Annotated in this window: 25 protein-coding genes; 18 read left to right on the top strand and 7 right to left on the bottom strand. The window is 48.0% G+C overall.

Annotated features, from left to right (window positions below; genetic code table 11):
• Positions 1-33: 33 nt before the first annotated feature.
• Entirely contained in the window at positions 34-465 is a 432-nt protein-coding gene (locus tag C1I60_RS15545; RefSeq protein WP_014280862.1) for a MerR family transcriptional regulator, read from the bottom strand.
• A 296-nt stretch (positions 466-761) separates the two neighbouring features.
• Between C1I60_RS15545 and C1I60_RS15555 the strand changes: the two genes are divergently transcribed.
• From C1I60_RS15555 to C1I60_RS15570, 4 genes are all read left to right on the top strand, one after another.
• Positions 762-2,165, top strand: a complete 1,404-nt coding sequence (locus C1I60_RS15555) for an ammonium transporter (protein WP_137062558.1) — start codon at positions 762-764, stop codon at positions 2,163-2,165.
• Positions 2,166-2,212: 47 nt separating this feature from the next.
• Positions 2,213-3,295, top strand: a complete 1,083-nt coding sequence (locus C1I60_RS15560) for a DUF294 nucleotidyltransferase-like domain-containing protein (protein WP_137062559.1) — start codon at positions 2,213-2,215, stop codon at positions 3,293-3,295.
• The gene (locus tag C1I60_RS15565; RefSeq protein ID WP_137062560.1) at positions 3,292-4,029 is read left to right on the top strand and encodes an exonuclease domain-containing protein; all 738 of its coding nucleotides are present in this window, start codon (positions 3,292-3,294) and stop codon (positions 4,027-4,029) included. The genes C1I60_RS15560 and C1I60_RS15565 overlap by 4 nt, the downstream gene beginning before the upstream one ends.
• A 254-nt stretch (positions 4,030-4,283) precedes the next feature.
• Positions 4,284-4,862 carry a TlpA family protein disulfide reductase gene (locus C1I60_RS15570; RefSeq protein WP_252361733.1) on the top strand — a complete coding sequence of 193 codons (579 nt, stop codon included), beginning with the start codon at positions 4,284-4,286 and terminating at the stop codon, positions 4,860-4,862.
• A 57-nt stretch (positions 4,863-4,919) separates the two neighbouring features.
• Here the strand turns inward: C1I60_RS15570 and cimA are convergent, their stop codons facing one another.
• Positions 4,920-6,536 carry a citramalate synthase gene (gene cimA / locus C1I60_RS15575; protein ID WP_137062562.1) on the bottom strand — a complete coding sequence of 539 codons (1,617 nt, stop codon included), beginning with the start codon at positions 6,534-6,536 and terminating at the stop codon, positions 4,920-4,922.
• A gap of 246 nt (positions 6,537-6,782) precedes the next feature.
• Between cimA and C1I60_RS15580 the strand changes: the two genes are divergently transcribed.
• The 3 genes from C1I60_RS15580 to C1I60_RS15590 all read left to right on the top strand — a co-directional run bounded on the left by C1I60_RS15580 (position 6,783) and on the right by C1I60_RS15590 (position 10,057).
• Positions 6,783-8,063, top strand: coding sequence for a DNA polymerase IV (locus C1I60_RS15580; RefSeq protein WP_137062563.1), 1,281 nt, complete (start codon positions 6,783-6,785; stop codon positions 8,061-8,063).
• 162 nt (positions 8,064-8,225) lie between these two features.
• Complete coding sequence (locus C1I60_RS15585; RefSeq protein ID WP_014280869.1) at positions 8,226-8,468, top strand: ferredoxin; 243 nt, start codon at positions 8,226-8,228, stop codon at positions 8,466-8,468.
• 158 nt (positions 8,469-8,626) lie between these two features.
• Positions 8,627-10,057: a L,D-transpeptidase gene (locus C1I60_RS15590; RefSeq protein WP_137062564.1), complete on the top strand. Its 1,431-nt coding sequence runs from the start codon at positions 8,627-8,629 to the stop codon at positions 10,055-10,057.
• A 26-nt stretch (positions 10,058-10,083) separates the two neighbouring features.
• Here C1I60_RS15590 and C1I60_RS24540 read toward each other — a convergent pair whose 3' ends face one another.
• On the bottom strand, positions 10,084-10,230 hold the full coding sequence (locus tag C1I60_RS24540; protein WP_170970826.1) for a hypothetical protein: 147 nt from the start codon (positions 10,228-10,230) through the stop codon (positions 10,084-10,086).
• 219 nt (positions 10,231-10,449) lie between these two features.
• Here C1I60_RS24540 and C1I60_RS15595 point away from each other — a divergent pair, with 219 nt between their 5' ends.
• The 3 genes from C1I60_RS15595 to C1I60_RS15605 are packed head-to-tail and all read left to right on the top strand — an operon-like array spanning position 10,450 to position 12,961.
• On the top strand, positions 10,450-11,544 hold the full coding sequence (locus tag C1I60_RS15595; RefSeq protein ID WP_137062565.1) for a quinone-dependent dihydroorotate dehydrogenase: 1,095 nt from the start codon (positions 10,450-10,452) through the stop codon (positions 11,542-11,544).
• 34 nt (positions 11,545-11,578) lie between these two features.
• Positions 11,579-12,391, top strand: coding sequence for a GTP diphosphokinase (gene yjbM, locus C1I60_RS15600; protein WP_137062566.1), 813 nt, complete (start codon positions 11,579-11,581; stop codon positions 12,389-12,391).
• Complete coding sequence (locus C1I60_RS15605) at positions 12,392-12,961, top strand: DUF309 domain-containing protein (protein WP_137062567.1); 570 nt, start codon at positions 12,392-12,394, stop codon at positions 12,959-12,961.
• A 104-nt stretch (positions 12,962-13,065) separates the two neighbouring features.
• Here C1I60_RS15605 and C1I60_RS15610 read toward each other — a convergent pair whose 3' ends face one another.
• On the bottom strand, positions 13,066-13,593 hold the full coding sequence (locus C1I60_RS15610; RefSeq protein ID WP_044646358.1) for a thioredoxin family protein: 528 nt from the start codon (positions 13,591-13,593) through the stop codon (positions 13,066-13,068).
• A 166-nt stretch (positions 13,594-13,759) separates the two neighbouring features.
• Here C1I60_RS15610 and C1I60_RS15615 point away from each other — a divergent pair, with 166 nt between their 5' ends.
• Together C1I60_RS15615 and C1I60_RS15620 are read left to right on the top strand one after the other, a co-directional pair.
• Complete coding sequence (locus C1I60_RS15615) at positions 13,760-15,433, top strand: RsmB/NOP family class I SAM-dependent RNA methyltransferase (RefSeq protein WP_137062819.1); 1,674 nt, start codon at positions 13,760-13,762, stop codon at positions 15,431-15,433.
• Positions 15,430-16,212, top strand: coding sequence for a pseudouridine synthase (locus tag C1I60_RS15620; protein ID WP_137062568.1), 783 nt, complete (start codon positions 15,430-15,432; stop codon positions 16,210-16,212). The genes C1I60_RS15615 and C1I60_RS15620 overlap by 4 nt, the downstream gene beginning before the upstream one ends.
• 149 nt (positions 16,213-16,361) lie before the next feature.
• On the opposite strand, the gene C1I60_RS15625 is transcribed toward C1I60_RS15620, so the two are convergent.
• Positions 16,362-17,555, bottom strand: coding sequence for a GGDEF domain-containing protein (locus tag C1I60_RS15625; protein ID WP_137062820.1), 1,194 nt, complete (start codon positions 17,553-17,555; stop codon positions 16,362-16,364).
• A 194-nt stretch (positions 17,556-17,749) separates the two neighbouring features.
• On the opposite strand from C1I60_RS15625, the gene C1I60_RS15630 reads away from it, so the two are divergent.
• Positions 17,750-18,874 carry a glycosyltransferase family 4 protein gene (locus tag C1I60_RS15630; protein ID WP_137062569.1) on the top strand — a complete coding sequence of 375 codons (1,125 nt, stop codon included), beginning with the start codon at positions 17,750-17,752 and terminating at the stop codon, positions 18,872-18,874.
• Here the strand turns inward: C1I60_RS15630 and C1I60_RS15635 are convergent.
• Positions 18,871-19,977 (bottom strand): YkvI family membrane protein, encoded by a 1,107-nt coding sequence (locus tag C1I60_RS15635; protein WP_137062570.1) that lies wholly within the window; start codon positions 19,975-19,977, stop codon positions 18,871-18,873. The two genes, C1I60_RS15630 and C1I60_RS15635, sit on opposite strands and share 4 nt — an antisense overlap.
• 141 nt (positions 19,978-20,118) lie before the next feature.
• Between C1I60_RS15635 and C1I60_RS15640 the strand changes: the two genes are divergently transcribed.
• The 5 genes from C1I60_RS15640 (at position 20,119) to C1I60_RS15660 (ending at position 22,640) form a co-directional block, all read left to right on the top strand.
• Positions 20,119-20,724: a DedA family protein gene (locus C1I60_RS15640; RefSeq protein WP_137062571.1), complete on the top strand. Its 606-nt coding sequence runs from the start codon at positions 20,119-20,121 to the stop codon at positions 20,722-20,724.
• Between the two features lie 86 nt (positions 20,725-20,810).
• Entirely contained in the window at positions 20,811-21,383 is a 573-nt protein-coding gene (locus tag C1I60_RS15645; protein ID WP_137062572.1) for a xanthine phosphoribosyltransferase, read from the top strand.
• Positions 21,384-21,486: 103 nt separating this feature from the next.
• Positions 21,487-21,831, top strand: coding sequence for a hypothetical protein (locus tag C1I60_RS15650; protein WP_137062573.1), 345 nt, complete (start codon positions 21,487-21,489; stop codon positions 21,829-21,831).
• 140 nt (positions 21,832-21,971) lie between these two features.
• Positions 21,972-22,193, top strand: coding sequence for a hypothetical protein (locus C1I60_RS15655; protein WP_137062574.1), 222 nt, complete (start codon positions 21,972-21,974; stop codon positions 22,191-22,193).
• Positions 22,194-22,310: 117 nt separating this feature from the next.
• Positions 22,311-22,640: a carboxymuconolactone decarboxylase family protein gene (locus tag C1I60_RS15660; RefSeq protein WP_137062575.1), complete on the top strand. Its 330-nt coding sequence runs from the start codon at positions 22,311-22,313 to the stop codon at positions 22,638-22,640.
• A gap of 120 nt (positions 22,641-22,760) precedes the next feature.
• On the opposite strand, the gene C1I60_RS15665 is transcribed toward C1I60_RS15660, so the two are convergent.
• On the bottom strand, positions 22,761-23,300 hold the full coding sequence (locus tag C1I60_RS15665) for a YhjD family protein (RefSeq protein WP_137062576.1): 540 nt from the start codon (positions 23,298-23,300) through the stop codon (positions 22,761-22,763).
• Positions 23,301-23,519 lie beyond the last annotated feature (219 nt).

Below are 23,519 nucleotides of genomic sequence, written 5' to 3' on the forward strand. Positions count from 1 at the left end.
CTCCATTATTATTTCATCATACAGCCCGGGAATCTACATCATGGAGCTATGCTCAAGCAAATACTTCAGAGCTTCGATACAAGCGGCGCTTTGTGGTAGTAGACCCGTAAGCAGCTTACGCGCTTGAACGGGCTTGAGCTGCCCCAAAAGAGGTTGTAGCTCATTGACTTCCCGCTCCAGGCGCTGCATGTGCATCTCCAGACTTGTCAGCTTGTCGGTGACGTGCTCTTCACCAGAAACCGAATTCCACTTCATTAAGGTCTGTTTGATTTCCTCAAGGCTATACTTCTCCTGTTTCATTTGGTTAATACGTTCAAGCCTTTTTAAAGTTTCATCATTGTATAGCCGATAATTTTTCAAAGACCGTTCTTCAGGTGTGATCAAACCAAGCTTCGTATAATAATCAATGGTCCGTTCGCTGACACCAGCCGTCTTGGCTAGCTCGCCAATTCGGTATAGCTTCATATCCCCATCTGTCCTCACCTCGCGCTCTTCATTCAGCCTTTCATATTACGCATCTGCAAACAGAGTGCTTATAAAAATATTTTACATGATTCCCAACCGTACAGTCAAACGTCATGCTTTTTTAAGGGTGAAAAACAAGCTACTTTTATAGTTAGTAAATATGACATAGAAAGTTCGTAATTGATTTTTTTTCAGATAATAAAAAAAATCTTGTCAATTTTCATGTATTCTGATTATAATGACAATAAGAATTTCACGAAATGTAAAGAAACTTAACATTCGAGGGAGTGGGCTTCATGAGAAAAAAGTGGTTTGTTGCATTACTGGCCATGCTGACGGTACTGGCTTTTCCGGTAGGGGCGTTCGCTGCTGATGGTCCGACAAATATTCAGCTTCAAGCAGGATTAAACACGGCATTTACCTTCTTGGCATTTATTCTTGTGTTTTTCATGCAGGCGGGATTTGCGTTGCTGGAGGCTGGCTCCACACGAATGAAGAATGCAGGGCATGTCGCTGGTAAAACGATACTCACCACGGGCGTTGCTGCATTGTCTTTCTGGGCTCTCGGGTTCGGGCTAGGCTTTGGTAACGATGGCGGCAACGGATTTATGGGGCTAACGGGTTTCTTTATGAGCGGCACGGATGCTGCTGTATCTTTTGACTCCCTTTCAAGTCTGGATGTTCCGATTACAATCATGTTTTTGTTCCACTTTGCTTTTGCGGCGGTATCTCTTTCTATCGCATGCGGGGGAATGGCAGAGCGTGCAAAATTAAGTGTATACATCATTTTCGGTATTTTGTTCTCCATCGTAATCTATCCGGTTGTAGCTCACTGGGTATGGGGCGGCGGCTGGCTTAGCAAGCTGGGCATGCAGGATTATGCCGGCTCGACGGTAGTCCATCTGACAGGAGCTACGGCGGCACTTGTCGCTACATTGCTGCTGAAACCGAGACTGGGCAAGTTCAACAAGGACGGCAAGCCGAACAGTATACCTGGACATAATCAGGTATACTCCATTCTGGGGGTTATTATTCTCTGGTTTGGTTGGTTTGGATTTAACCCGGGTAGTGCTGTATCGGCTATGAATGACGGATTTTTCGGATATGTGGCATTGACTACGAATATTGCGGCTGCAGCAGGCGGAGTTTTCGCTCTACTCGTATCCTGGATGGTATATGGAAAAGCAGATATTCCGGCTATGCTGAATGGTGTGCTGGCGGCTTTGGTTGCCATTACTGGCTCTTGTGCTTTTGTAGCTCCTTGGGCTGCTCTGGTCATCGGTGCGGTAGCAGGGATTGTCACCTTCTTCACAGCACAATGGTTTGAGCGTGCAAGAGTAGATGATCCGGTATATGCATTCTCCGTGCATGGTGTTGCGGGGATGTGGGGTGCAGTATCCACGGGATTGTTCGCTACTCCTGAGCTGGTGAAAATAACAGGTGTCGGTCAAGCGGGGCTGTTCTATGGTGGTGGATTTACGCAATTGGGAGTGCAGCTGCTAGGCCTGATAGGCACTTTGGCTTTCGTGTTCGTCATTTCCTTCATTATTCTGGGTTCGATGAAAGCCATTATGGGTATTCGTGTTACAGAAGAGGAAGAAACGATGGGACTGGATATCAGCGAGCATGGTACGTACGGCTACCCTGAGCAAATGAAGTTGGTTGCCGAGGCTGAGAAGCGTTCTGGGACTGTAAGCTAATATGTAAAATATAAAAGCCAGTATGGATGAGCGGAGGAGATGGAAGTATGGAATTGCAAAATACGGCACCTTGGGTGAGTTCAGCCGAAGCGATTGATCATGCAGATACGCCTGAATCGCTAAGGCTGGCCAGGGTCGATTCTCAGAAATGGCTGCTGGCTTCCCAAGCCTCCGCTCCGTTATCAGACTGGTTACAAACGGTGAATGATATGCATGACCGCATTGCGGCCAGTGCTGTGCAAATGTGCGAAAAAGGGATGGTTGAGGATGGCTTCGGCCCTCCTCCCGTCCCTTACGCATTTATTGCCTTCGGCAGCATGGCACGCTCGGAGTCGACGCTGTGGAGTGACCAGGATAACGGTATGATTATCAGTGATGCTGCATCTGCCGGGAAAGAAACATATTTTATGGAGTTCGGCCGGAGGGTGTCAGCAATGTTGGAATATTTGGGATATCCGAAATGTGAAGGGAAGGTAATGTGTTCAGAGCCGCTATGGCGACAAACATTATCTGAATGGCAGGAGCAGCTGGCAAAATGGTCGGATGATTTTGCCTGGGAGCCGATTCGGTATCTGATTATCTCGTCTGACATGAAGCATATCGCTGGAGATGAGCGATTGTCAGCACAATGGAAACGAAACTTTTATGCGTTGCTGCGCAAGCATCCCGATTTGCCGTCCGCGGTACTTAGGAACACCGTAAGGCATAAAGCGACACTTAATATTTTGGGTCAGATCGTTACCGAGCGCTTCGGGGAGCACGCGGGTGATTTTGATGTGAAATACGGTTTGTACATCCCGTTGGTAAATGCAGTACGGTTTTGGGCTTTGCAGCACGGGGTGGAGGAGACCTCTACGTTGAAAAGGCTCAGGCGGCTCGCGCTGCTGGAAGCAGCACCGTCTCCTTTGCTGGATGCTTGCGAGCGGGCCTTTCGGATCGCGCTTCAGCTTCGGATGGCTACTCCGGTGCAGGAGAAGAACGGACTCTTGGTTAGCAAGGGTTATCTTTCTGTCAAACCGTTGAAGCAAGGTAAGGGCTGGCATGAACTGCGCGAGGCGCTTTCAACGGTGCGACGGCTGCATCGTGCGCTGCAAAGACAGTTGCGGTTTACGGAAGGGAGAAGGTCATGAAGGAACCAGCGCAGGGAGGCGGCTTTTGGAACGCTCTTCGCAGAGGGGGGGTGCCGTCTGCCATCGCCTCTGTGATGGGAGCTCCTACGGCTCAGCAGATGGCCTTTATACGTTCCTTGACCCGGGAGCAACGGCGCTCTGAAGTATTACGGATCCCATTGGAGCGTTTGGAAACGGTTGTTTTTGATTTGGAAACCACGGGATTTTCAGCGCAGCACGGAGATGAGATTTTATCGTTCGGTGCGATTCGGGTTGTCGGGGATACGATTATGGAAAAAGAGCAATTTTACACGCTTGTCAATCCACGTACGGCAATTCCTGAACACATTACGGAGCTTACCGGAATTACCCGGGAAATGACAGATGAGGCTTTGCCGCTTATGGATGGGCTGCATGACTTTATGTCCTTTGTAGGAGGACGGGTGCTTGTAGCGCATGCCAGCGCTCATGACAAGGCTTTTTTGAATGCTGCGTTATGGAAAACATCTAAAGTGCAACTGACCCATCGTGTTCTGGATACGATGATGCTCGCCAAATGGCTGGAGCCGCAGCAGCACCAAACGTATAGTTTGGATGAGTTGCTGACCTATCAGGGCATACAGATTCAGGGACGGCATCATGCGTTAGAGGACGCGAAAATGACGGCAAAGCTGTGGGTGGCGTACGTTCAGGAAATGCTGAAGCGTAATGTGACCAATTTGGCAGATGTGTATGCTCATTTAAGCCATGCCTGATTCAGTACAAGGCACAAGCTTCAATATAGGACCACATTACAGCAAGTCTGCGATCATTCGTGGGTTTGCTGTTTTTTGTGTACCTGCATAGATTGGAAGGGGTAGAGATGGGAGCAGGATGGGCACTATATGGAGAAGGTGAGAGTGAACCAGATGAAAGGCCGGGTGATTGTACTGTGAAAAAAGTTGTTTTTATTAAATTCCTGATAGTTATGCTGATTGTAGGAGTAGCTTCATCGGGAGGAGTAACAAACATGACTTATACTTATGCGACAAGCGTACCGGTTAAAAATGTGCAAACTCAGGAGGAAAATGAGGACGGAGAAAGACTTGAAGCTGGCAAAGGGGGAGATACAGAGTTAGATACTATAGAAGTGATGCAAAAGATACAGCCTGGTCAACCGCTTCCTTCCATGATTTTAAAAGGTTTGGACGGCAAATCCTACAATATGGGAGTCAAGCGCAACAAAGCGCTGATAATAAGCTTCTGGGCCTCATGGTGCGATCCGTGCCGTTTGGAGGCACCTGTACTGAATGAGCTATATAGCAAATACAAGCACGATGTGGACGTATATGGTATTAATGTAACACGCTATGATCGGTTGGAGAATGTGAAAAAGTTTTCCCGCTCGCTAAACCTTCAATTTCCGGTTTTGCTGGATGAGCAAGGGGCGCTGTTTGAACGGTTTGGGGGTGTTGCATTTCCGACGAATGTTATGGTTGACCGTGATGGTCAGGTGCGTGAAATCATAATCGGGATGATTAGCGAACGGGAACTGGAACGAAAAATCGAGTTACTGCAAAAAAAGACGGTGTCTTTAGGGGCCGAATAGACCGCAAAAGACACCGCTTATTAAATAAAAAGCATACATCAAAGACCGACCATCCAATCAGTGATTTACCAGTCCTTGGGGCGATAGTTCGTTCTGCTGATTTTTCGGAGACGGAGCTTCCAGCAACGCATAACGGAAGCTGTCCACCAGTGCTTCCCAACTGGCTTCAATTACATTTTCGGATACGCCCACGTTACTCCAGACGTCCTCGTAATTTTTGGATTCAATGAGCACGCGTACCTTGGCGGCGGTGGCATCCTTTTCGTCAAGTACACGTACTTTATAGTCGGCCAGATGCATGTCGCGCAGTGCCGGAAAATATTGAGAAAGAGCTTTACGCAGTGCGTTATCGAGCGCGTTGACCGGACCGTTGCCTTCAGCGGCAGTATAAACGCTTGTGCCTGCAACATTCAGCTTCAAGAACGCTTCGGATACAACCGGACGCCCCGCTGTTTTCTCCACCAGCACCTTGAAGGACTCAAATGTGAACATTTCCTTCACTTCGCCGCCTGCTTCACGAATGAGCAACTCCAGCGAAGCATCGGCCCCTTCAAACTGGTAGCCCTGATGCTCCAGCTCCTTGATGCGGCTAATGACCCCACGTGCCTCATTGCTGGACGGATCAAAGGTTATGCCCAGCTCCTGCGCCTTGGACACAACATTGCTTTGCCCGGCAAGTTCAGAGACAAGTACCCGTTGCTTGTTGCCTACCAGTTCGGGAGCGATGTGCTCATAGGTTCGCGAGTCGCGCAGAATAGCTGACACGTGGATACCACCTTTGTGGGCAAAGGCAGCATTGCCGACATAAGGCTGGTTCACTGGCAAATTCACGTTGGCAACTTCGCTGACAAAGCGGGCCGTGTTGTGAAGCTGCTTTAACTTGTCGGAGTCCAAACACCCGTAGCCGAGCTTGAGCTGCAAATTTGGAATGACGGAGCATAAATTAGCATTACCACAACGTTCGCCGTATCCGTTAATCGTACCTTGGATTTGTCTCGCGCCTGCTTGCACTGCACTCAGTGTATTGGCTACAGCCAATTCACAGTCATTGTGTGTGTGAATGCCCAGCTTTGACCTTGTGAGCTGGCTATGCAGTGTGGTGACAATTTCCTGTATCTCATGCGGCATGGTGCCGCCATTGGTATCGCACATGACAAGCCAGTCTGCGCCTGCTTCTTCCGCTTTTTTCATGACGGCGAGGGCATATTCGGGATTGTTTTTATATCCGTCAAAAAAATGCTCGGCATCAAAAATAACCTCCATGCCCCCTTGCTTTAAAAAGGCGATGGAGTCGTAAATCATGGACAGATTTTCTTCGAGTGTCGTCTGTAAGGCTGTGTGTACATGAAAATCCCATGATTTGCCGACGAGAGTAGCCGCTTGGGCGCCGGATTCCAGAATCCGTTGTAGGTTGGCATCCTGTGCCGCTATGCTATCTTTACGGCGTGTGCTGCCAAAGGCAACAATCTTGGCCTTGAGTCCCAGTTCTTGCACCCGTTTAAAAAATTCGATATCCTTGCTGTTGCTCCCGGGAATCCCGCCTTCAATATAATGGACACCGAGATCATCGAGTTTTTTGGCGATTTTCAATTTGTCGTCAGCAGACAAGCTAATTCCTTCTCCTTGAGTTCCGTCGCGCAGTGTTGTATCGAAGATAGAGATAGCGGTGGACATGAGGACTCCTCCTTCGCGGATTGCATAGATTGGCAGTGCTTTGCTTTTTTAAGCAGCTCATTAAATGATTTAACGCGTGAAAATAGAAAAGTGTCAACCTGCCTTGATTCGTATGATTTTTGATTATATCAACTTATGACTTCAAATGTAATATATAAATATCATTTTTGACCGCAAAACTTTTAATTTCATGTAAAATAGGGCATAGAATCATTTTATAATTTATAGTTAAAAGAAGGGTTGAGCGTGAGAGATGTCAGTGCTTATTATCCGGTTGGTGGGCGGGTTATTCTGCATGTCGATATGAACGCATTTTATTGTTCTGTTCATGCAGCGGAGGAACCGGAGAAATACAAGGGATTGCCTACTGCCGTCGCGGGCAGCAGTGAACTGCGCAGAGGTGTAATCGTAACCTGCTCCTATGAAGCCCGGCGATTGGGCATCTCAACAGGGATGGTCGTCCAGCAAGCCCGGCGGATTTGTCCGCAGCTTATCGTGATTCAGCCTGATTTTCATCTGTATCGTAGCTATTCCAAAGCTTTTATGAGCATTGCTTATTCGTATACGCCTATGTTGGAGGCAACTTCAATTGATGAATGTTATCTGGACATTACAGGTTCCAAGCAGTTTGGAACACCCATGGAGATTGCGGAGGAAATTCAGCGCAGGGTAGCGGACGAATTGGGACTGCCCTGCTCTATCGGAGTGGCGCCCAACAAGCTGCTGGCCAAAATGGCCTCTGACCTGAAAAAGCCGAGCGGGATATCTGTTTTGCGCTTGCGTGATGTGCCAAAAATTTTGTGGAGTCTTCCCTGTGGTCAATTGTTTGGTGTGGGGCGAAAAACGGCCGACAAGCTTCGGCAAATGAACATTCGCACCATTGGCCAATTGGCCAAGGCGGACGAGCATATGCTGATCGGCGTATTTGGCGTGACTGGCTCGTGGTTAAAGCTGGCTGCTAACGGGATTAATCATTCTCCAGTCAATACCGAGCGGGAGCCGAACAAGTCCATCGGACACACCACCACCTTGCCCTTGGATGTGGTGAAGCTGGAGGAAGTCCAACGGGTGCTTCTCAATATCAGTGATCAGGTAGCCCGCCGGCTTCGACGGCATGGCATGCTGGCAGGGGGTATCCAATTGACAATTCGGACGCCGGAGATGAAGACCTTTACGCGTTCTCAGGTAAGGAGTATTCCTACGGAAAGCGCAGAGGACATATATAAGGAAGCTTGTGCGCTGTATCGGCGGCATTGGGGAGAGGGCAAGCCTGTTCGCTTGCTGGGAATTACGCTTCAGCAGCTAATCCCGAAGGAAGAAGCTGCTGTTCAAATGGATCTATTTGAATACAAGGACCAGCCCAAAAAGGAAAGCTTGCTAAGAACGATGGATGCATTACGAGACAAGTTTGGCGAAAATGCAGTTCTGACCGCCGGGATGCTGGGAGATGACCCTTCGGTACTTCTTCGGAACTCCAAACTGCGCGGAACTTCGCTGCAAAAAGACAATCTCCAGACGCCGGAATAAACTTTTTGGCGAGTTTATATAAAGCAGCGGAGACGTACGCTATAAGTATTTTTTGCATAAAGGATCAATGAAAATAATTTGTAATAATTTTTTGTTTGTATTAATATGTGAATAGAATGCAAAAGCTGGTTTGTTTGATTGTATAGGAGGCAGAGAAAAGATATGGCTAAATACACTTGGGTAGAAAAAGATACATGCATCGCGTGCGGAGCTTGTGGTGCTACAGCACCGGACATTTATGATTATGACGATGAGGGCTTGGCTGAAGTGATCTTTGATGGAGATGGAAACCAAGGCATCAAAGCAATTTCAGACGACCTGTTTGATGATATGCAGGATGCTTGCGATGGTTGCCCTACAGACTCTATTAAAGTTGCAGACGAGCCTTTCAATAAAGAAGGTTAATTCTACTTGGATAGGCACAGCGCCGACAGCACTCTTTGCCGTACAACGGTAAGAAGGTGCTATCGGTGCTTTTTTTTTTCATGTGCTATCCATATGGCCTATTTTGGCCGATATACATAGTAAAGAATAGGGCAAGACTACACGATCAGGAGGATCCGATGAATCATTCGCCTCATCTTAAATCGTATGTAAAAATGCACCCTGATAATAAAATGGCTTGGTATTTGCTCGGCAAAGAGTATGAGAGCAGCGGTCAGGAGGGCAAAGCAAATTATTGCTTCAATCGTGCGGGGGAAGTGTTCGAGGCCTTCGAGCATAAACAGATTCCGGCAGACGTATGGATGGAGTATCAGGATAAACTGGTTCAGATGTCTAAGGAGAAGGCGCGGAGAACGGCCCGAACGCGTTATTTGCTAACTACGTTGATGGTACTTCTTCTGATATGGGTGCCTTCAGCCAATTCGCCGGGCCATTCGAGGGAAAGTACATCTTTTCCGTCAGGAACAGAGCGTGTGACAGCCGACAATGTCCAAGTGGCAGGAGTACAGATTTCTGACCCGAATGAAGTGGCTCAGATCGGTGGGCCTGGTGCTGGTGGTGTGTTTACGGCCCAAGCGCGCACAGGCAGTTCAGCAGGAACGGTACTTGCAGATATGTTGGCAAAGGCTAATCGTCTACCCGCTGAGACTACAGTGCTGGGCATGGAGCAAAGCGGTTCTTGGCTGCTCTGGAGAGATCGTATACAGCCGCTGCTTAGCTTGCAAAACAAAGGTAATGGTGGTTTGGCCGTCCAGTCTTACGACGCAGCAGCGTGTGCTTGTAAGCCGTCTGATCGTGAAACGCTTCGAAAAGCAGGTCTGCAATGGGCTACGGGACAGGAAGAACTGGCTGTGCTGAATAGCTCCATGCGTGCTTTTCGTACGCAGCATCAACGTCTCCCTCGAAGTCTCGATGAGCTGACCGGAAGCTTTCCGGATAATATGATGTACGGTACGACAGACGGAATGAAGAAGGCTTTTACACCTATGCGTAATTTACTCGTATCACAGGGGCAGAGGGCTAAAGGAGCAGCAAGTCAACAAGCTGGCTCGTCAGTTGAAAGCAGTCCTTTGCTGGCGTCGTCGCTGTATGGACGGCCTTTTCTGGGGCAGCCGCTGCGGATTGTGGTAGACAAGTCAAAGCACAGGCTCGGGTTGGTGAGCGGCAATGTGCTGATCCGCAATTATCCTGTCGGATTGGGCGGAGAGCGAACCCCGGAAGGGAAGTTTGTGATTACGGATAAAGTCGTAAATCCGAACGGCAAGTCCAACGGTGAGTTTGGCAGCCGTGGTATGCAACTGTCTGCAACGAATTATGCCATCCACGGGACGAACGAGTCGGACAGCATTGGCAAAAATGAGTCACTTGGCTGCGTTCGCATGGGCAAAGAGGATGTGGAGGAGTTATTTGCTCTCGTACCTTCGGGTACGGAGGTGGTCATTGGTACCGGAGGACTGCCTGATCAAGTGCTTGTGCCTGGATCCCGATTTACGACTGAGCCGCAGCACGACCAGACCAATCCCCGCAAAACCTATCACTGGCTAAATTAGCTTTAGATGCCATTGCTACATGAAGTTTAACGATTTCCTGCTTGCGCCAAAACAACGACCAGAACAATTACAATGATGAGGAGAACAAAACTGATGGCGGTCCATACAATCGCCTTCTTGTTCACCTCGTCCTTTTTCTTTTGCAGACTTGGCGGCTTGCGCTTGGTCTTCATATCAGCACTCCCTCTTTTCTGACGGGCTATAACCCTGTCTTACTATGTCCATTGTAAATGGTTTGATTATACATTTTCAATGACATCTCCATGACAACCGAATTGTTCCTGATACTGCACCTCGCAAATTACTTTCTTTTTGGTATGGAAAAAGCTAAACTATTTTGTAGAGATGTTTTTTTAGGATTGCGCAAGGGCATAGAACGGAGTGGATGAATCGTGTTGTATCGAAGGATTGTGAAACCTGTTTTTTTCAAAATGAGTCCAGAGACGGCCCATCATGTCGTCATTGATGGCTTGAAGTATGCGGGCGCGCTTCCCGGTGGAGCAGCAACGCTGCGGGGAATGTACGGAGTCAAGGAAACGGAGGATCTTGCGGTTGATCTGTTCGGCCTTCATTTTCCCAACCCGATTGGACTTGCTGCGGGATTGGATAAAAATGCGGAAGCAGTTGCCGGCTTTTCCTCGATCGGGTTTGGGTTTATGGAAGTAGGCACGGTGACACCTGTGGGGCAGCCCGGCAATGACCGTCCTCGTTTGTTCCGGTTGCCTCCCGATGAGGCGTTAGTGAATCGGATGGGTTTTAACAATCTGGGGGCGGAAAGCATGGCTAAACGTCTGGCTGCGCTAAAACATCGACTTGTCCCGGTCGCTGTTAATATTGGTAAAAACAAAAACACGCCTAATGAGGATGCTCATAAGGATTATGAGAAGTGCATTTCTGCGCTGTACCCGTATGCGGACTTTTTTGTAGTGAATATTAGTTCACCGAATACGCCGGATTTACGAAAGCTCCAGCATGGCAGTGAGCTGAAATCGCTGCTGGAAGCTGTTCGAGCAGAGATGGGAGTGCAGGCGACGAAGTATGGCGGAGCCAAGTCTGTACTGGTCAAAATTGCGCCGGACGTATCAGATGAGGAACTGGAATATATGACAGATGCGATTGCGGCCAGTGGAGTAGACGGTATCATCGCGACGAATACGACAATTTCGAGGGCTGGCCTGACGCACCGGAATGCCAGTGAGACGGGCGGGCTGAGCGGTAAGCCGCTGCGTGACCGTTCTACAGAGGTCATCGGACGAGTGTATCGCCAAACAGATGGCAAGCTGCCGATTATCGGATCGGGTGGCATTTTCAGCAGTCGTGATGCTTACGACAAAATTAAAGCAGGTGCAAGCCTGATTGAAATTTATACATCATTGATCTATGAGGGACCGGAAGTGAACCGGACATTACATGCCGGTCTGCGTGAGCTGCTGCGAAAGGACGGCTTTAGACACATTACCGAGGCTGTTGGTGCAGATCACAGATAAAAAAGTGTTGTCGAAAGAGACAGGAGGTATGGGGATGGACGGAAGAGACTGGGGAACATTTTTGCTGCCATATGATCAGGCGGTGGAGGAGCTTAAGGTCAAGTTCAAAACAATGCGTGCGGAGCTGAAAAAGCGCGAGGAATACGCTCCTATCGAATTCGTAACCGGACGGGTGAAAAAAATATCAAGCATCCTCGATAAAGCGAAGAGATTACAGGTCCCTTCTGATCAACTGGAGACGGGAATCGAGGATATTGCAGGAATCCGCATCATGTGCCAATTTGTTGAGGATATCCGGCGGGTAGCAGAGTATATTCGAAGACGCAAGGATTTGACTGTACTGTATGAAAAGGACTATATCACCAATTATAAAGATAGCGGATATCGCAGCTTTCATATGATTGTGGAATATCCAGTGCAGACAGCGCTTGGATTAAAAATTGTGCTGGCAGAAATTCAGATTCGTACCTTGGCTATGAATTTTTGGGCAACCATCGAACATTCCCTCAGTTATAAGTATCGGGAAAGCTTGCCGGATAATATGCGGACACGGTTGAAAAAGGCAGCTGAGGCGGCCTTTGTACTGGATAATGAAATGTCTTCGATGCGTCTTGAAATATTGGAAGCGCAGAAGAAGTTCGAGGATGAAGCGAATATCGTATCCAAGGTGCTGACGGGTATGCACCGTCTGTATTTCTACCATAAGATCAGTGAAACGATTGATGCGCAGCGCAGGTTCAATGAGCTGTGGGAACGGCACGACATGGAAGGGATCAAGCTGCTCCATGATGAAGTCAGGGAATTGTTGGTAGCTTCTACCAAGGAAGACGACAGGGATGAGTATTAAATGGTGAACGTTTCCTATGAACCGTTATACGTGGCTTATTTGGTATATTTCAATCGGGATCGGGATTATTTTGAATGTCACGAGGTACTGGAAGAGCTGTGGATAAAGCTGGACCGTGACCCTGTATATAAAGGTTTGCTGCAAATTGCTGTAGGGCTGTATCATTTTCGCAACGGGAATTTCCGCGGCGGACATATGATGCTGGACAGCGCGGTACACAAGCTGGAGCATGCGTCTCCGCAGGCGCTGGGCATTAACATGGCGAAACTGGTGGACGAGGCGCGCGCTTGCGCCCGTCAGCTTGTCGAGGCCGTTGTAGCTGGCTCGGCAGATCTCCAGCGCCAGCCGCCGGATTTTCGGGATTTGACGATTGAAATCGTCGATCCCGGGCTGCGCCAGGCTGTGGAGGACGCATCGCCGTCCATAGCAGCCAACATCCCGCAGCAGAGAGGCCCGCGGCGTGGGGAAAAGCATGAGCAGCGTCAGCAGGCGCTTGAGACTTCTGTGAGGCGCAGACAGGCGACTGACAGCTCCTGCTCTGCCTCGCCCGGTACGAAGGGCACGACGTAATCTGAGGCGTGTCCATGAAAGCAAGCAGCCCGATCCGTTTCAGGGGATCGGGCTGCTTTATCGTTCAGTAGCCTAAACCGTGTGAACGTCATTTAGGAGGTTGTTTAGGAAGTTACGTTCTTTTTATATTTTTCAAAAAAGGCTTTGAAATCGTCGAGTGTATAGCCGTTGTCGGAAGGGCTTTCCTTCAAACCACCCACCATACGCTCTTTTTCCACGCCTTTTTCGTAATAGATGAGCGTAGGGGTGTACTCAATTTTGTATTTGTCCCAGCCGTCCTCATACTCACGCAGGTTAAATTCGTGCATGGTGATGTTCTCCTGCTTGCTCAAAGGCATTAGCTTGGGGGTGGTGGCGCGGCAATGCACACAGTCGGATGCAAAATGATAGACGAAAAAGTTTTCCTTTTTGTCAATTTTGCTTTGCAGATCCTCCGGTTTAATAATCTGCTGATAGTTTGGATCATTCAGCAGCTCTTGGGTGGCAGGCTTTAACGAGGCTGTGGAAACGCCATACAGCTTGTTTTTAGTGCCTGAATTCAAAGCGAGCAGCACGCCAAGCAAAATGACGAGCACAACAAAAAAGCCAATGACAGGTATAAGCTTTTTTTTGTTGGATTTTTGGGTGTTCAAATGCAATCTCTCCCATCAAAATACAAAATATGTAGCTATATGAATCTCATTATTATACAACATTACAGCTTGTAGTGAAAGTTTGTAAATCACACGGATGTTGCAGCTTGACAGGTTGATTATGGTACAATAAATTTTATTTTAACAGGACAGGATGATTACAATTATGGGTGTACAGCTCCCTACAGCATTTGTGAAGCGCATGGAGCAACTGCTCGGCGACGAGTTTGAAGCTTTTATGGCTGCTTATGACCATACGCCCCATGCCGGGATACGCGTCAATACGTTAAAAATTTCGGTGGAGGCGTTTAAGGCGATTTCGCCGTTTGAACTGCGGCCGATTCCGTGGTGTGATACAGGTTTTTATGTTCCGTACGGCACAAAGCCGGGGCTGCATCCTTATTATCATGCGGGACTGTATTATGTGCAGGAACCAAGTGCAATGTCTCCGGTAGAATTGCTGAATGTTGCTCAGGGTGAGGCTGTATTGGACTTGTGTGCTGCACCGGGCGGGAAATCGACCCAAATCGCGGCCAAGCTGCAAGGAAGCGGTCTGCTTGTGACGAATGATATTAGCGCAGATCGAACCAAGGCGTTGGCTAAAAATGTGGAATTATACGGTGTGCGAAATGCTGTGGTGCTGAATGAGAGCCCGGATCGGATCGCAGATGCCTTCCCTCATTTTTTTGACAAAATATTAATTGACGCACCTTGCTCGGGGGAAGGGATGTTTCGCAAGGATGAGGATATGGCGAAGCAATGGGAAAACCATTCGGTGGACAAATGTGTAGTTATGCAGCGGGATATTTTGCGAGTGGCAGCATCTATGTTAAGTGACGGAGGAAGAATTGTTTATTCGACCTGTACCTTTGCACCGGAAGAAAATGAAGGGATGATCGCGGAGTTCCTGGAGGCACATCCTGATTTTGGCGTTGTTCCTGCTCCTTCAGGAACGGGCTTTGCTTCAGGTCACCCGGAATGGGTGAGTGAAGCGGTCGCGGAAGCCCATCCAGAGCTGCGTGGAACGGCACGCCTTTGGCCCCATCTTATAGAGGGTGAGGGTCATTTTATCGCTGTGTTGCAGCATCAAGGCAGTCGCACAGCTACAGCGGATAATCAGCAGGGAACAGTCGGTTCCTTTGAAATGGTTGGGTCTGCCGACAGGGACGAAAGGGCTTTAAACATAGGTTCGGATCGTGCCCGTAAGAAGCAGCGGTTGTCCATCAAGGAAGCGCCAATGGCAAACGGACAGGGCAGGTCTGCAACTGGGGATCACAAACGGAATGGAAAAGGGATGCACGGGAAATCGAGTAAAGGAACGAATGCACGCGGTTTCGAGAACAACAAGTCTCGTTCTGGTAAAGATGCGGCAAAAAGAGATGGATGCGAACAACTTGATGTACTGGAGCCCTATCGCTCTTTTGTACAGGAGCAGCTTGAGGCATCATTTGCAGGCCATACGGTAGTCTACGGAGATCGTATTTATCAATCGCCGTTAGAATCCTATCGTCTGAACGGGCTTAAGGTGGTCCGTCCGGGCTGGTTTATGGGAACTGACAAGAATGGTCGGTTTGTACCTTCGCATCCGCTGGCGGTGGCCTTGCGCCCTTCTGAGGCGGTCAGGAGCATAAACCTCTCCAGTTCAGACACAGAGGCCCTCCGTTATTTGAAAGGTGAAACGTTATCCATCCCGGCCCAGCGAATGGCGCTGCAGAACGAAGCACAGCCCAAAGGCTACACTCTCGTATGCATTGACGGATATTCTACCGGATGGGGCAAATGGCAGGATGGTATGCTCAAAAATGAATACCCTGCAGGCTGGAGGTGGACATCGGTATGAGTGGAAAGGGAAGACAGACGCAGCGTTTGGACAAGGTTCTGACCCATATGGGTTATGGTTCACGCAGTGATATCAAGAGACAGGTAAAGCAAGGGATAATTACCGTGAACGGTCGAACCACCAAGGATAGTGGCCTGCAGGTTCATCCGTACAACGATCAGATAGAAGTGAACGGGGAACGGGTTGTTTTTCGAGAATACATTTATATCATGTTGCATAAGCCGCCGGGCGTTATATCCGCAACCGAGGATACGAGGGAACGAACGGTGCTGGATTTGCTGAGTGCGGAGGAACGGCATTTTGAGCCTTTCCCGGTCGGACGACTGGATAAGGATACGGAAGGACTGCTATTGTTAACGAACGATGGCAAGCTGGCGCATGAACTTTTGTCTCCACGGCGACATGTTCCCAAAACGTATGAGGCTACTGTGTCGGGACATGTCACGGAGGAGGATATACGTCAATTTGCAGCAGGGGTGGAGTTGGATGACGGCTATGCTACCCTTCCGGCCCAATTGACCATTCTTCATCATGAAAAAGCGCAAGGGGCAGATGAAGAAGTCATTTCATACATTTCACTTGTGATCCATGAAGGAAAGTTTCATCAGGTGAAGCGTATGTTTGAGGCGGTTGGCAAAAAGGTTACGTATTTGAAAAGAACGGCGATGGGTCCGTTAACGCTGGATAATCAGCTACCCTTGGGCAGCTATCGTGAGCTGACAAACGAGGAACTGGCATGGATCGGCCGGGATTTGGCATCTGCAACGTCAGAGGCTTGATGGATAAGTAAATCACAGCAAGCATGCTAAAAATGTTAAGTATTTTCCGATAAAAATATCAATGACGCACAGGCTCATATGGGAGTTCCCTGTGCGTCATTTTACTTTACAGACTATGATTTACAGCTAACATATGGCAGACTGCATGTTTATTGTGCGCGTGCTGCACGGCTTTTTTTCACTTCTGCTGCCATATAAGCTGTGACCTTGTTTTTGCCCGTTGTTTTGGATAGGTACATAGCCTGATCGGCCTGTTTAACCAATTCATCCGGGTTCATTTCCTTCTTTAACGTGCTGTGCCCGACGCTGATGGTTACGATGCTTTCCTCGGCGACCCGTTCACGGATTCGTTCCGCGACCTGTCCGACCTTGGCCCGGCGATCAACGACCATCGCGACCAGCTCCTCGCCGCCGTATCTTCCGGTCAGCCCGATTTCATCCAGTTCTTCTTCCATAATCTGTGCAACCTGTTTAAGCACATCATCCGCGCGGGCATGGCCCTGTGTATCATTCAGCTTTTTGAAATTATCAATATCGCAAAAAATGACCGACACGCGGATTCCCTGCTCCATATATCGCCGCAATCGCCCCGAAAAGTATTTACGGTTATACAGGCCAGTCAAACCATCAGTAATGGAGGAACGGTAAATCCGTTGAAGCAGCTCCACAATCCGTTCGAACAGGATTAGAAACAACGTAGTGTAATACAGCAATGGCAAAAATGACATCCATAGGACTGTGCTTGTTGCACCTTTTTCTGCCGGAATGTCGCTTTGCAGCCACAGACATCCAAGCCAAAGTAAATAGAACAGTAAGCCCAGTGCAAACTTTTTGGGCTGACCGATTCGTGGGATGATGAACACAAGGCTTACAGTAAGCACAATGAGTCGATAAAGCAGGGTGAACCCGACGAGATTTGCTGCGTTGATCCAACTGGGGAGTATTCCGGCAGCCCATGCCCCAACCGGCAATATCAGTAGCGCTCCCAGCAACAGCAAAGACCATGCTCCTGCACGTTTTAGCTTCCGGTAGAGCTGAAATACGGCGGCATTGGTAAGCACAAAGGCAGCAGCCTCCAGCGTATTTTGCCACACGGTGCCTTGTAGCGGCATTTTGCCGCCACCTGCCGAATAGAGATTCATGGCTTCATATGTCATAATAAAAATAGCGGCAACCGAAAAAAGGATATAGGCTTTTTTTCGTTGTCTGCTATATATGATCACGCACATCAGCGCCATCATGAGTATAATATACAAACCGCAGGCGGCACTTACAGCCCCGGCCAGAGATGGGAAACCAAAAGTTCCCGATAAGGACAACACCGTCACCGTCACCGACTCCATCTGCATAGATAGTCAGTCTATTGAACGGGAATTATGCTTCCCATACAATAGACAGGATTTTTTCCTTTTAAAATGTTATAATTTTCTTTTGAACTTAACAATTATTCTCAATATATCATTTTTCAGAAAATCCGGAAACCTATACATACAACCTGTGTTCCGGGCAGTACAACGCTTGAAAGGGGAAGCACGTCATGAAATTGCTACAGGCTCTCTTTTTCCCACCCGAGCAACCGGGCGGCGTTTCATCTATGATTCCATATCTGCAAGAGCGATTTATGTCCCCTCGTTGGGAAATGGAGCTATTTTCAATCCCTAAACGGATTCGCAACAAGGGCAGGGAAGAAGTCATATTTGATACCTTTGACTGGACGCAATATGAACAATATCCGATTGTCCAAAAATATATACAGACGTACCGCGACTATTTGTGGTGGACCCGGCTGCGTATTCAGAAGCCCTTTGATCTCATTCATGCTCATCACCCGATTGCCGGGATTGCTATGAAAACTGTTTTTCCCGACATCCCGCTCGTTCAGACGATTCACTCTTCTTATGAGAGGGAGTTAATTCTAAACGATAAAATCGAGGAGAACGGGCCTGAGCATCAATTTCTGGTGTCCTTGTATCGGGAGCTGGAGCATAAGGCGGATCGCCTGATTGCAGTATCTCATTCTTTCCAACATTACTTGACGCCTTATGTACAAAATCCGCAAGATATTGTGGTCATTCCGAATGGATATGATGAGAAGCGTTTTAAGCCCATACCACATGAAAATGAAGTGACGCAGCTTATAACTGTCTGTCGCCTTGTCCCTGCCAAAGGGCTGGATACTTTGTTACAGGCCTGTGCCGAGCTGAAAAAGAGAAATCAGAATTATGTGCTGCACATTATCGGAGATGGCCCCATTCGACCCGAGCTTGAAGAGATGGCAAGACAGTTGGATATTTACCATGAAACGATCTTTTATGGATACACCCTTCATCCGGAAGAATTTATGCCTTTCTTTGATGTGTTTGTTTTGCCTTCACGAGCGGAAGCCTTTGGTTCCGTATTCGCGGAGGCGGCTTTGAGTTGTTTAGCTTTGGTGGGTACAGAGGTCGGAGGAATACCGGAGCAAATTGAGGATGGGGTAAATGGTCTGCTTGTGCCACCCGACAGTCCGAGGGCACTGGCAGACGCATTGGAAAAGGTCATCGCAGACCCTGCCTATCGTTATGAGTTGGCGCGATCTGCCTGCGACAAGGCTAAATCGAGCTATTCCCTGAGCAGGGCTGTTAATGAGCTAAAGAAAATGTATTTGAAATTCCAGCACTAACCATGGCGTGTATCACCTGATTTCGAATCAGAATGTCGGAAGCTGGAGCGAGGACGCGAGGAACGAAAGGGTCCGCCACGTCCTGCCATGATCAGCTTGCCCACCCACACCAGACTAAGCATCCCGAAGATGGGGTATAGAACAGACAGCAGTGAGCTGAAACCAAACTGACTGATTAAAAAACATGTGAGCATAATGAATAGTGTGATGAGCCTGGGCGAAATTTGGATATGCTGGCGGATTTGCAGACTGACACCGTAAATGTCGGCCACGAAGGTACTGAAAATTTCCATGAAAATGAGAAAAATATAAATGATTTCGACCAAGGCCCCCAGACGGTAAGCAATGCTTCCCATCGGGATCTCAAATTGCCGAATTCCCGGCATATGTGCCGACATGGCAAAGTGAGCAGACATCAGCATGAACCCGACGCCGATCCCGCCCAAAATCCCGCCCCAGCGGATCGTTTTGCGGGAGAAGGTTTGGCTGCCGAGTGGTACAAGCACAGCTTGGGCCATTGCCAGATTGAAGGAAGTATACAGCAGCGGAGAAATCCATGCTCGCAGCATGTTATGATCGGACGTATTTGTAATAAAGCTCTGCGGGTTTGGCATGGAAAGTGTACTGTGAATGAGCAGGATAGACATAATCATCATCATAGGGACAACAATGGTGTTCATATGCAGGATAGCCTTGATGCCTTTACTTAGGAGCAGATACGTTCCAATGAGTGTAATGAGCAGTCCAGTCTGGTAATGCAGGTGAAGGCGTTCCACGAAAACGGAGCCGGCGCCTGCCAGCATGACGCTGTTGACGCAGATTAATACAATGAGCGTGAACCAACTGATCCATTTTCCAACTTTGGTTCCAAAAAGGTGTCTGTTCAGATCCTCATAGGACCGGGCCGAAATATCATGAGCGATCAGCATCATTTTCGTACCCAACCATACAAATATGAGTGTGGACAGCATGATGGTGAGTGTAGCCCAACGTCCATACTGTGTAAAGAACTGTAATATTTCTTGTCCGGTAGCAAATCCGGCACCGACGACTGTTCCGATGTATGTAAAAGCAATCTGCAAAACATGAATATTACGTTTCATCCCCAGTCCCTCCTTGCCTGCTTGAATAACGCTGTAGCGAGCATATAATACAAACTATGTTTAACTGAAATGGGACATGACTCGATGAGACTGAAAATAATTATAGTGAGTTTAACGAATAGCTTGACGGGAGCGTAATTTATGGGTCAAATCCTTGCATGGATACTGGAATACGGATATTTGGCAATGTTCGGCTTGCTTGCCCTTGGAGTAGCTGGTATGCCGATCCCCGACGAAGTGCTGATGATCGCCTTCGGTGGGCTCGTGTCACAAGGACACTACAACTTTATTGCTGCGCTGGCGGTTACATTTTCCGGAAGTATGACGGGCATGATGGTAAGCTACACGCTAGGTCGTCTGCTGGGTAAGCCGCTGTTGTACCGATACGGTAAATGGGTGAGGCTTACACCCTCAAGAATCGCCTCTTCTGAAAATTGGTTCGGGCGCTATGGCACCTGGGGGATACTGTTCGGTTATTTTGTTCCCGGCTTGAGACATGTGTCCTCATATCTGGCAGGTACAACCCGTCTAGGTGTTTTTCGCTATATCATTTATGCATCAGCAGGAGCACTGCTGTGGTGCAGTACGTTTCTGGGGATTGGACATGCGGTGGGTATGCGCTGGGAACAGGTCGCAAGGCTGATGGAAAAGGTGACGCATCGGGTAGGGCTGGCGGTTATTCTTCTGATTATTTTGGGAGGAATCGTCGCGTGGTTTTGGAATAAGCGCAAAAAAAATGTCACATGACCGTATCGGAAAGCAAGCTATGGCTTGAAAGCGTCAGGTGATGTATGGTACTTTTACCGCATAGGATTGCCGTGGGAGGTCATGGAATGGAAGTATTAAAGGAACGAATTTTAAAAGAAGGCGTCGTTGCGTCGGATCAGGTGTTGAAGCTGGATGGTTTACTTAATCACCAGGTGGATCCGGAGTTGACGATGGAAATGGGACGAGAGTTCGCAGTCCGTTTCCGGGAAGAGAATATTACGAGAGTGGTAACCGTGGAATCCTCAGGTATTGCCATAGGATTCGCAACCGCATTGGAGCTGGGTGTACCGCTGGTGTTTGCCCGCCGCAAAAAGACTTTATTGGCCGACCCGGACGCATTATGCGAACGTGTACCTTCCTTTACGAAAGGCATTGTCACGGACATTATGCTGTCCCGTCAATTTATTCATGAGCATGACCGTGTTCTGTTCATTGATGATATTATCGCCAATGGTGATGCTGCAAGAGGTATGGTCAAAATCATTCAACGCTCCGGTGCGGAGTTGGTCGGATTCGGGGTGGCCGTGGAAAAATGTTTCCAAGCCGGGGCGAGAACGATCCGTGAGCAGGGGATACGGGTAGAGTCGCTTGTCAGAATTTCATCGTTAACTGACGGCAAGATCGAGTTTGCCGAATAGTAACAATTCAGAAAACGCTGCTCCTTATTTCTAATAATAACCTTTGCATGAGCTTCGATTTCGCTTATAATATAGATAAGGTTTTGGGAGAGGAGGCAGCAACATGGGGAAAGAGCAATTGACCGAACAGTTTTTTCTGGAAAAACTGGCAGCGGCTAAAGTACATTTTGAACGTGCCTTGGATTGTAAGCATACGGAATTTGACGATTTGTATCCCTATATGATTGAACATCCTCAGTTTTTTTGGTACAAACGCTATGTGGCCTGGTCTGAGTTGTTGACGTTGGTTAACTTATGCGAAGAATTGTCCTTCTCTTGGCAAGAAGAATTTACAGCCCACCAAGTGGAATACGTAGATCAGCGAGTGTTGTCTGCACAAGTGCTGGACTTCTGGTATGAGAAGAACGATACAAAAGAACATGATCACAGTGTAAATCAGTCGGGATAATTTGTCGCTCTGTTGGCAATCCATATAAGTAGTAAGCGGGAAGAGACCTAAATGATTTCGTTTAGGTCTCTTTTTAAACTTTTTAATGTTCATAAATGATAGCCACCGTGTTAGAAAAGATTGTATAAGGGGGGACAGGGATGATTAATGATGAAGAATTAGACGCCTATCGGCTCTCCGGTGAGAAGGTGCGTGTTGTGCGGGATGGGCTGGAGTCTAACGATGTGGTTGGCATTGTACTGGCGTGGGACGAGGAACAGGTGCTTATCCGCCGCCAGAATCGGCGTGTGGTCAAGCTGGATCGCAGCTATACATATCAGCCTTTCAGCGAGCCGCGTTACAATCCGGTAGAACTGGATTAGAGGCATGGGCTTCGGGTGAGCTCAGATAAAATATTTTGGTGCTTCATCAGGCATACAGAAACTCCAAACCGGACACAGTAATGAAGTAGAACTCAACTTGAGAGGACGTGCGTGTCAATGACGGTTATGGATGAAAAAATACATGCCTACAAGGATCAAATCAGCCATTTGGAAGATAAGTTGCCGGAGGTAGTTCATGCCTATCATCGTTTCACCGGAGAGTGCTTTCAAGCCGGGAGCTTAGACGAGAAAACCAAGCAACTGATTGCACTTGGCATTGGCTTATTTGCCAATAATGAGGTATGTACGTTTTATCATGTGGACGAGGCCCGATCCAAAGGAGCAAGTGATCAAGAGATTATGGAGACCATTGCTGTAGCTGCAGCGGTAGGCGGAGGACACGCTCTTAGCCAAGGGGTTACACGTGTACAGAAGGCACTGCAATAAAGCGAATTATTAATGAAGCTTCATACTCCTTTCATAGCGGGTATTGATGGATATGTAAAGAAGCTTCCGAGCACGGTTGGTGTCTGCGGAAGCTTCTTTAGTTTACGGACTGTGCGGGGATTACGCACTTCCGCTTGCGGCAGAAGCAGCAGGGCGAAGCGATTTACGCTTATAGGCCGAGGAGGATGTAACCAGGCTTCGTTCAACAAACCGTAGGGGCTTGGAAGCTGAGCGGATGTTTGTTAACTCGGAACGTAAATTTTCGGGTAAAGGGAAGGAAGCTGTATGAGGCATAGAAGTAGGAAGCCCCAAATAGGCGCGCATACGTTCATACATTTCTTTGCGGAATGCAGGCATAGCCATACTGAACTGCTCTTTATTTCCTTTACTTATATAGGTGGCGTGAACGCTTGAGTGGTTTTGTTGTATGTCCAAAACACGAATATGACATTTATTGAATTCATGTTTTATTTCAGATAGTAAGATTCCGGTACGATCTACTCCTGCGTTAACCATTTCGACATAAAGCTCAGGCGTTTTCAGCATACCGCTTTCTTCAAAAATAAGACTGTCCCGCTCAAATACCTTTCGAATAAAGATAAGGAGCAGATAACTTTTCACAAGAGACAATTCATTCTGAGTAGTAACTGAAGAGATCATAACCATTCACCGCCTTAGGAAAATGTGATGATAATCCATATCTGATTGAACGAAGAGAATAAGTGTTCTCAAGAACCTGTGTTCTTATTTTAGTGTATTATTCCTAATTTATCAAGAGAGAATGAAAATATAAAAGGTTTGACTTCTTCTTATGAGCATGGTATGATCTATCTTGTCGCCAAGGGAGATTGATCTTTCGAGGACAAACGACAACATATA

Origin of the sequence: Paenibacillus terrae, assembly GCF_005217525.1 — a bacterium.
Lineage (GTDB): Bacteria > Bacillota > Bacilli > Paenibacillales > Paenibacillaceae > Paenibacillus > Paenibacillus terrae_C.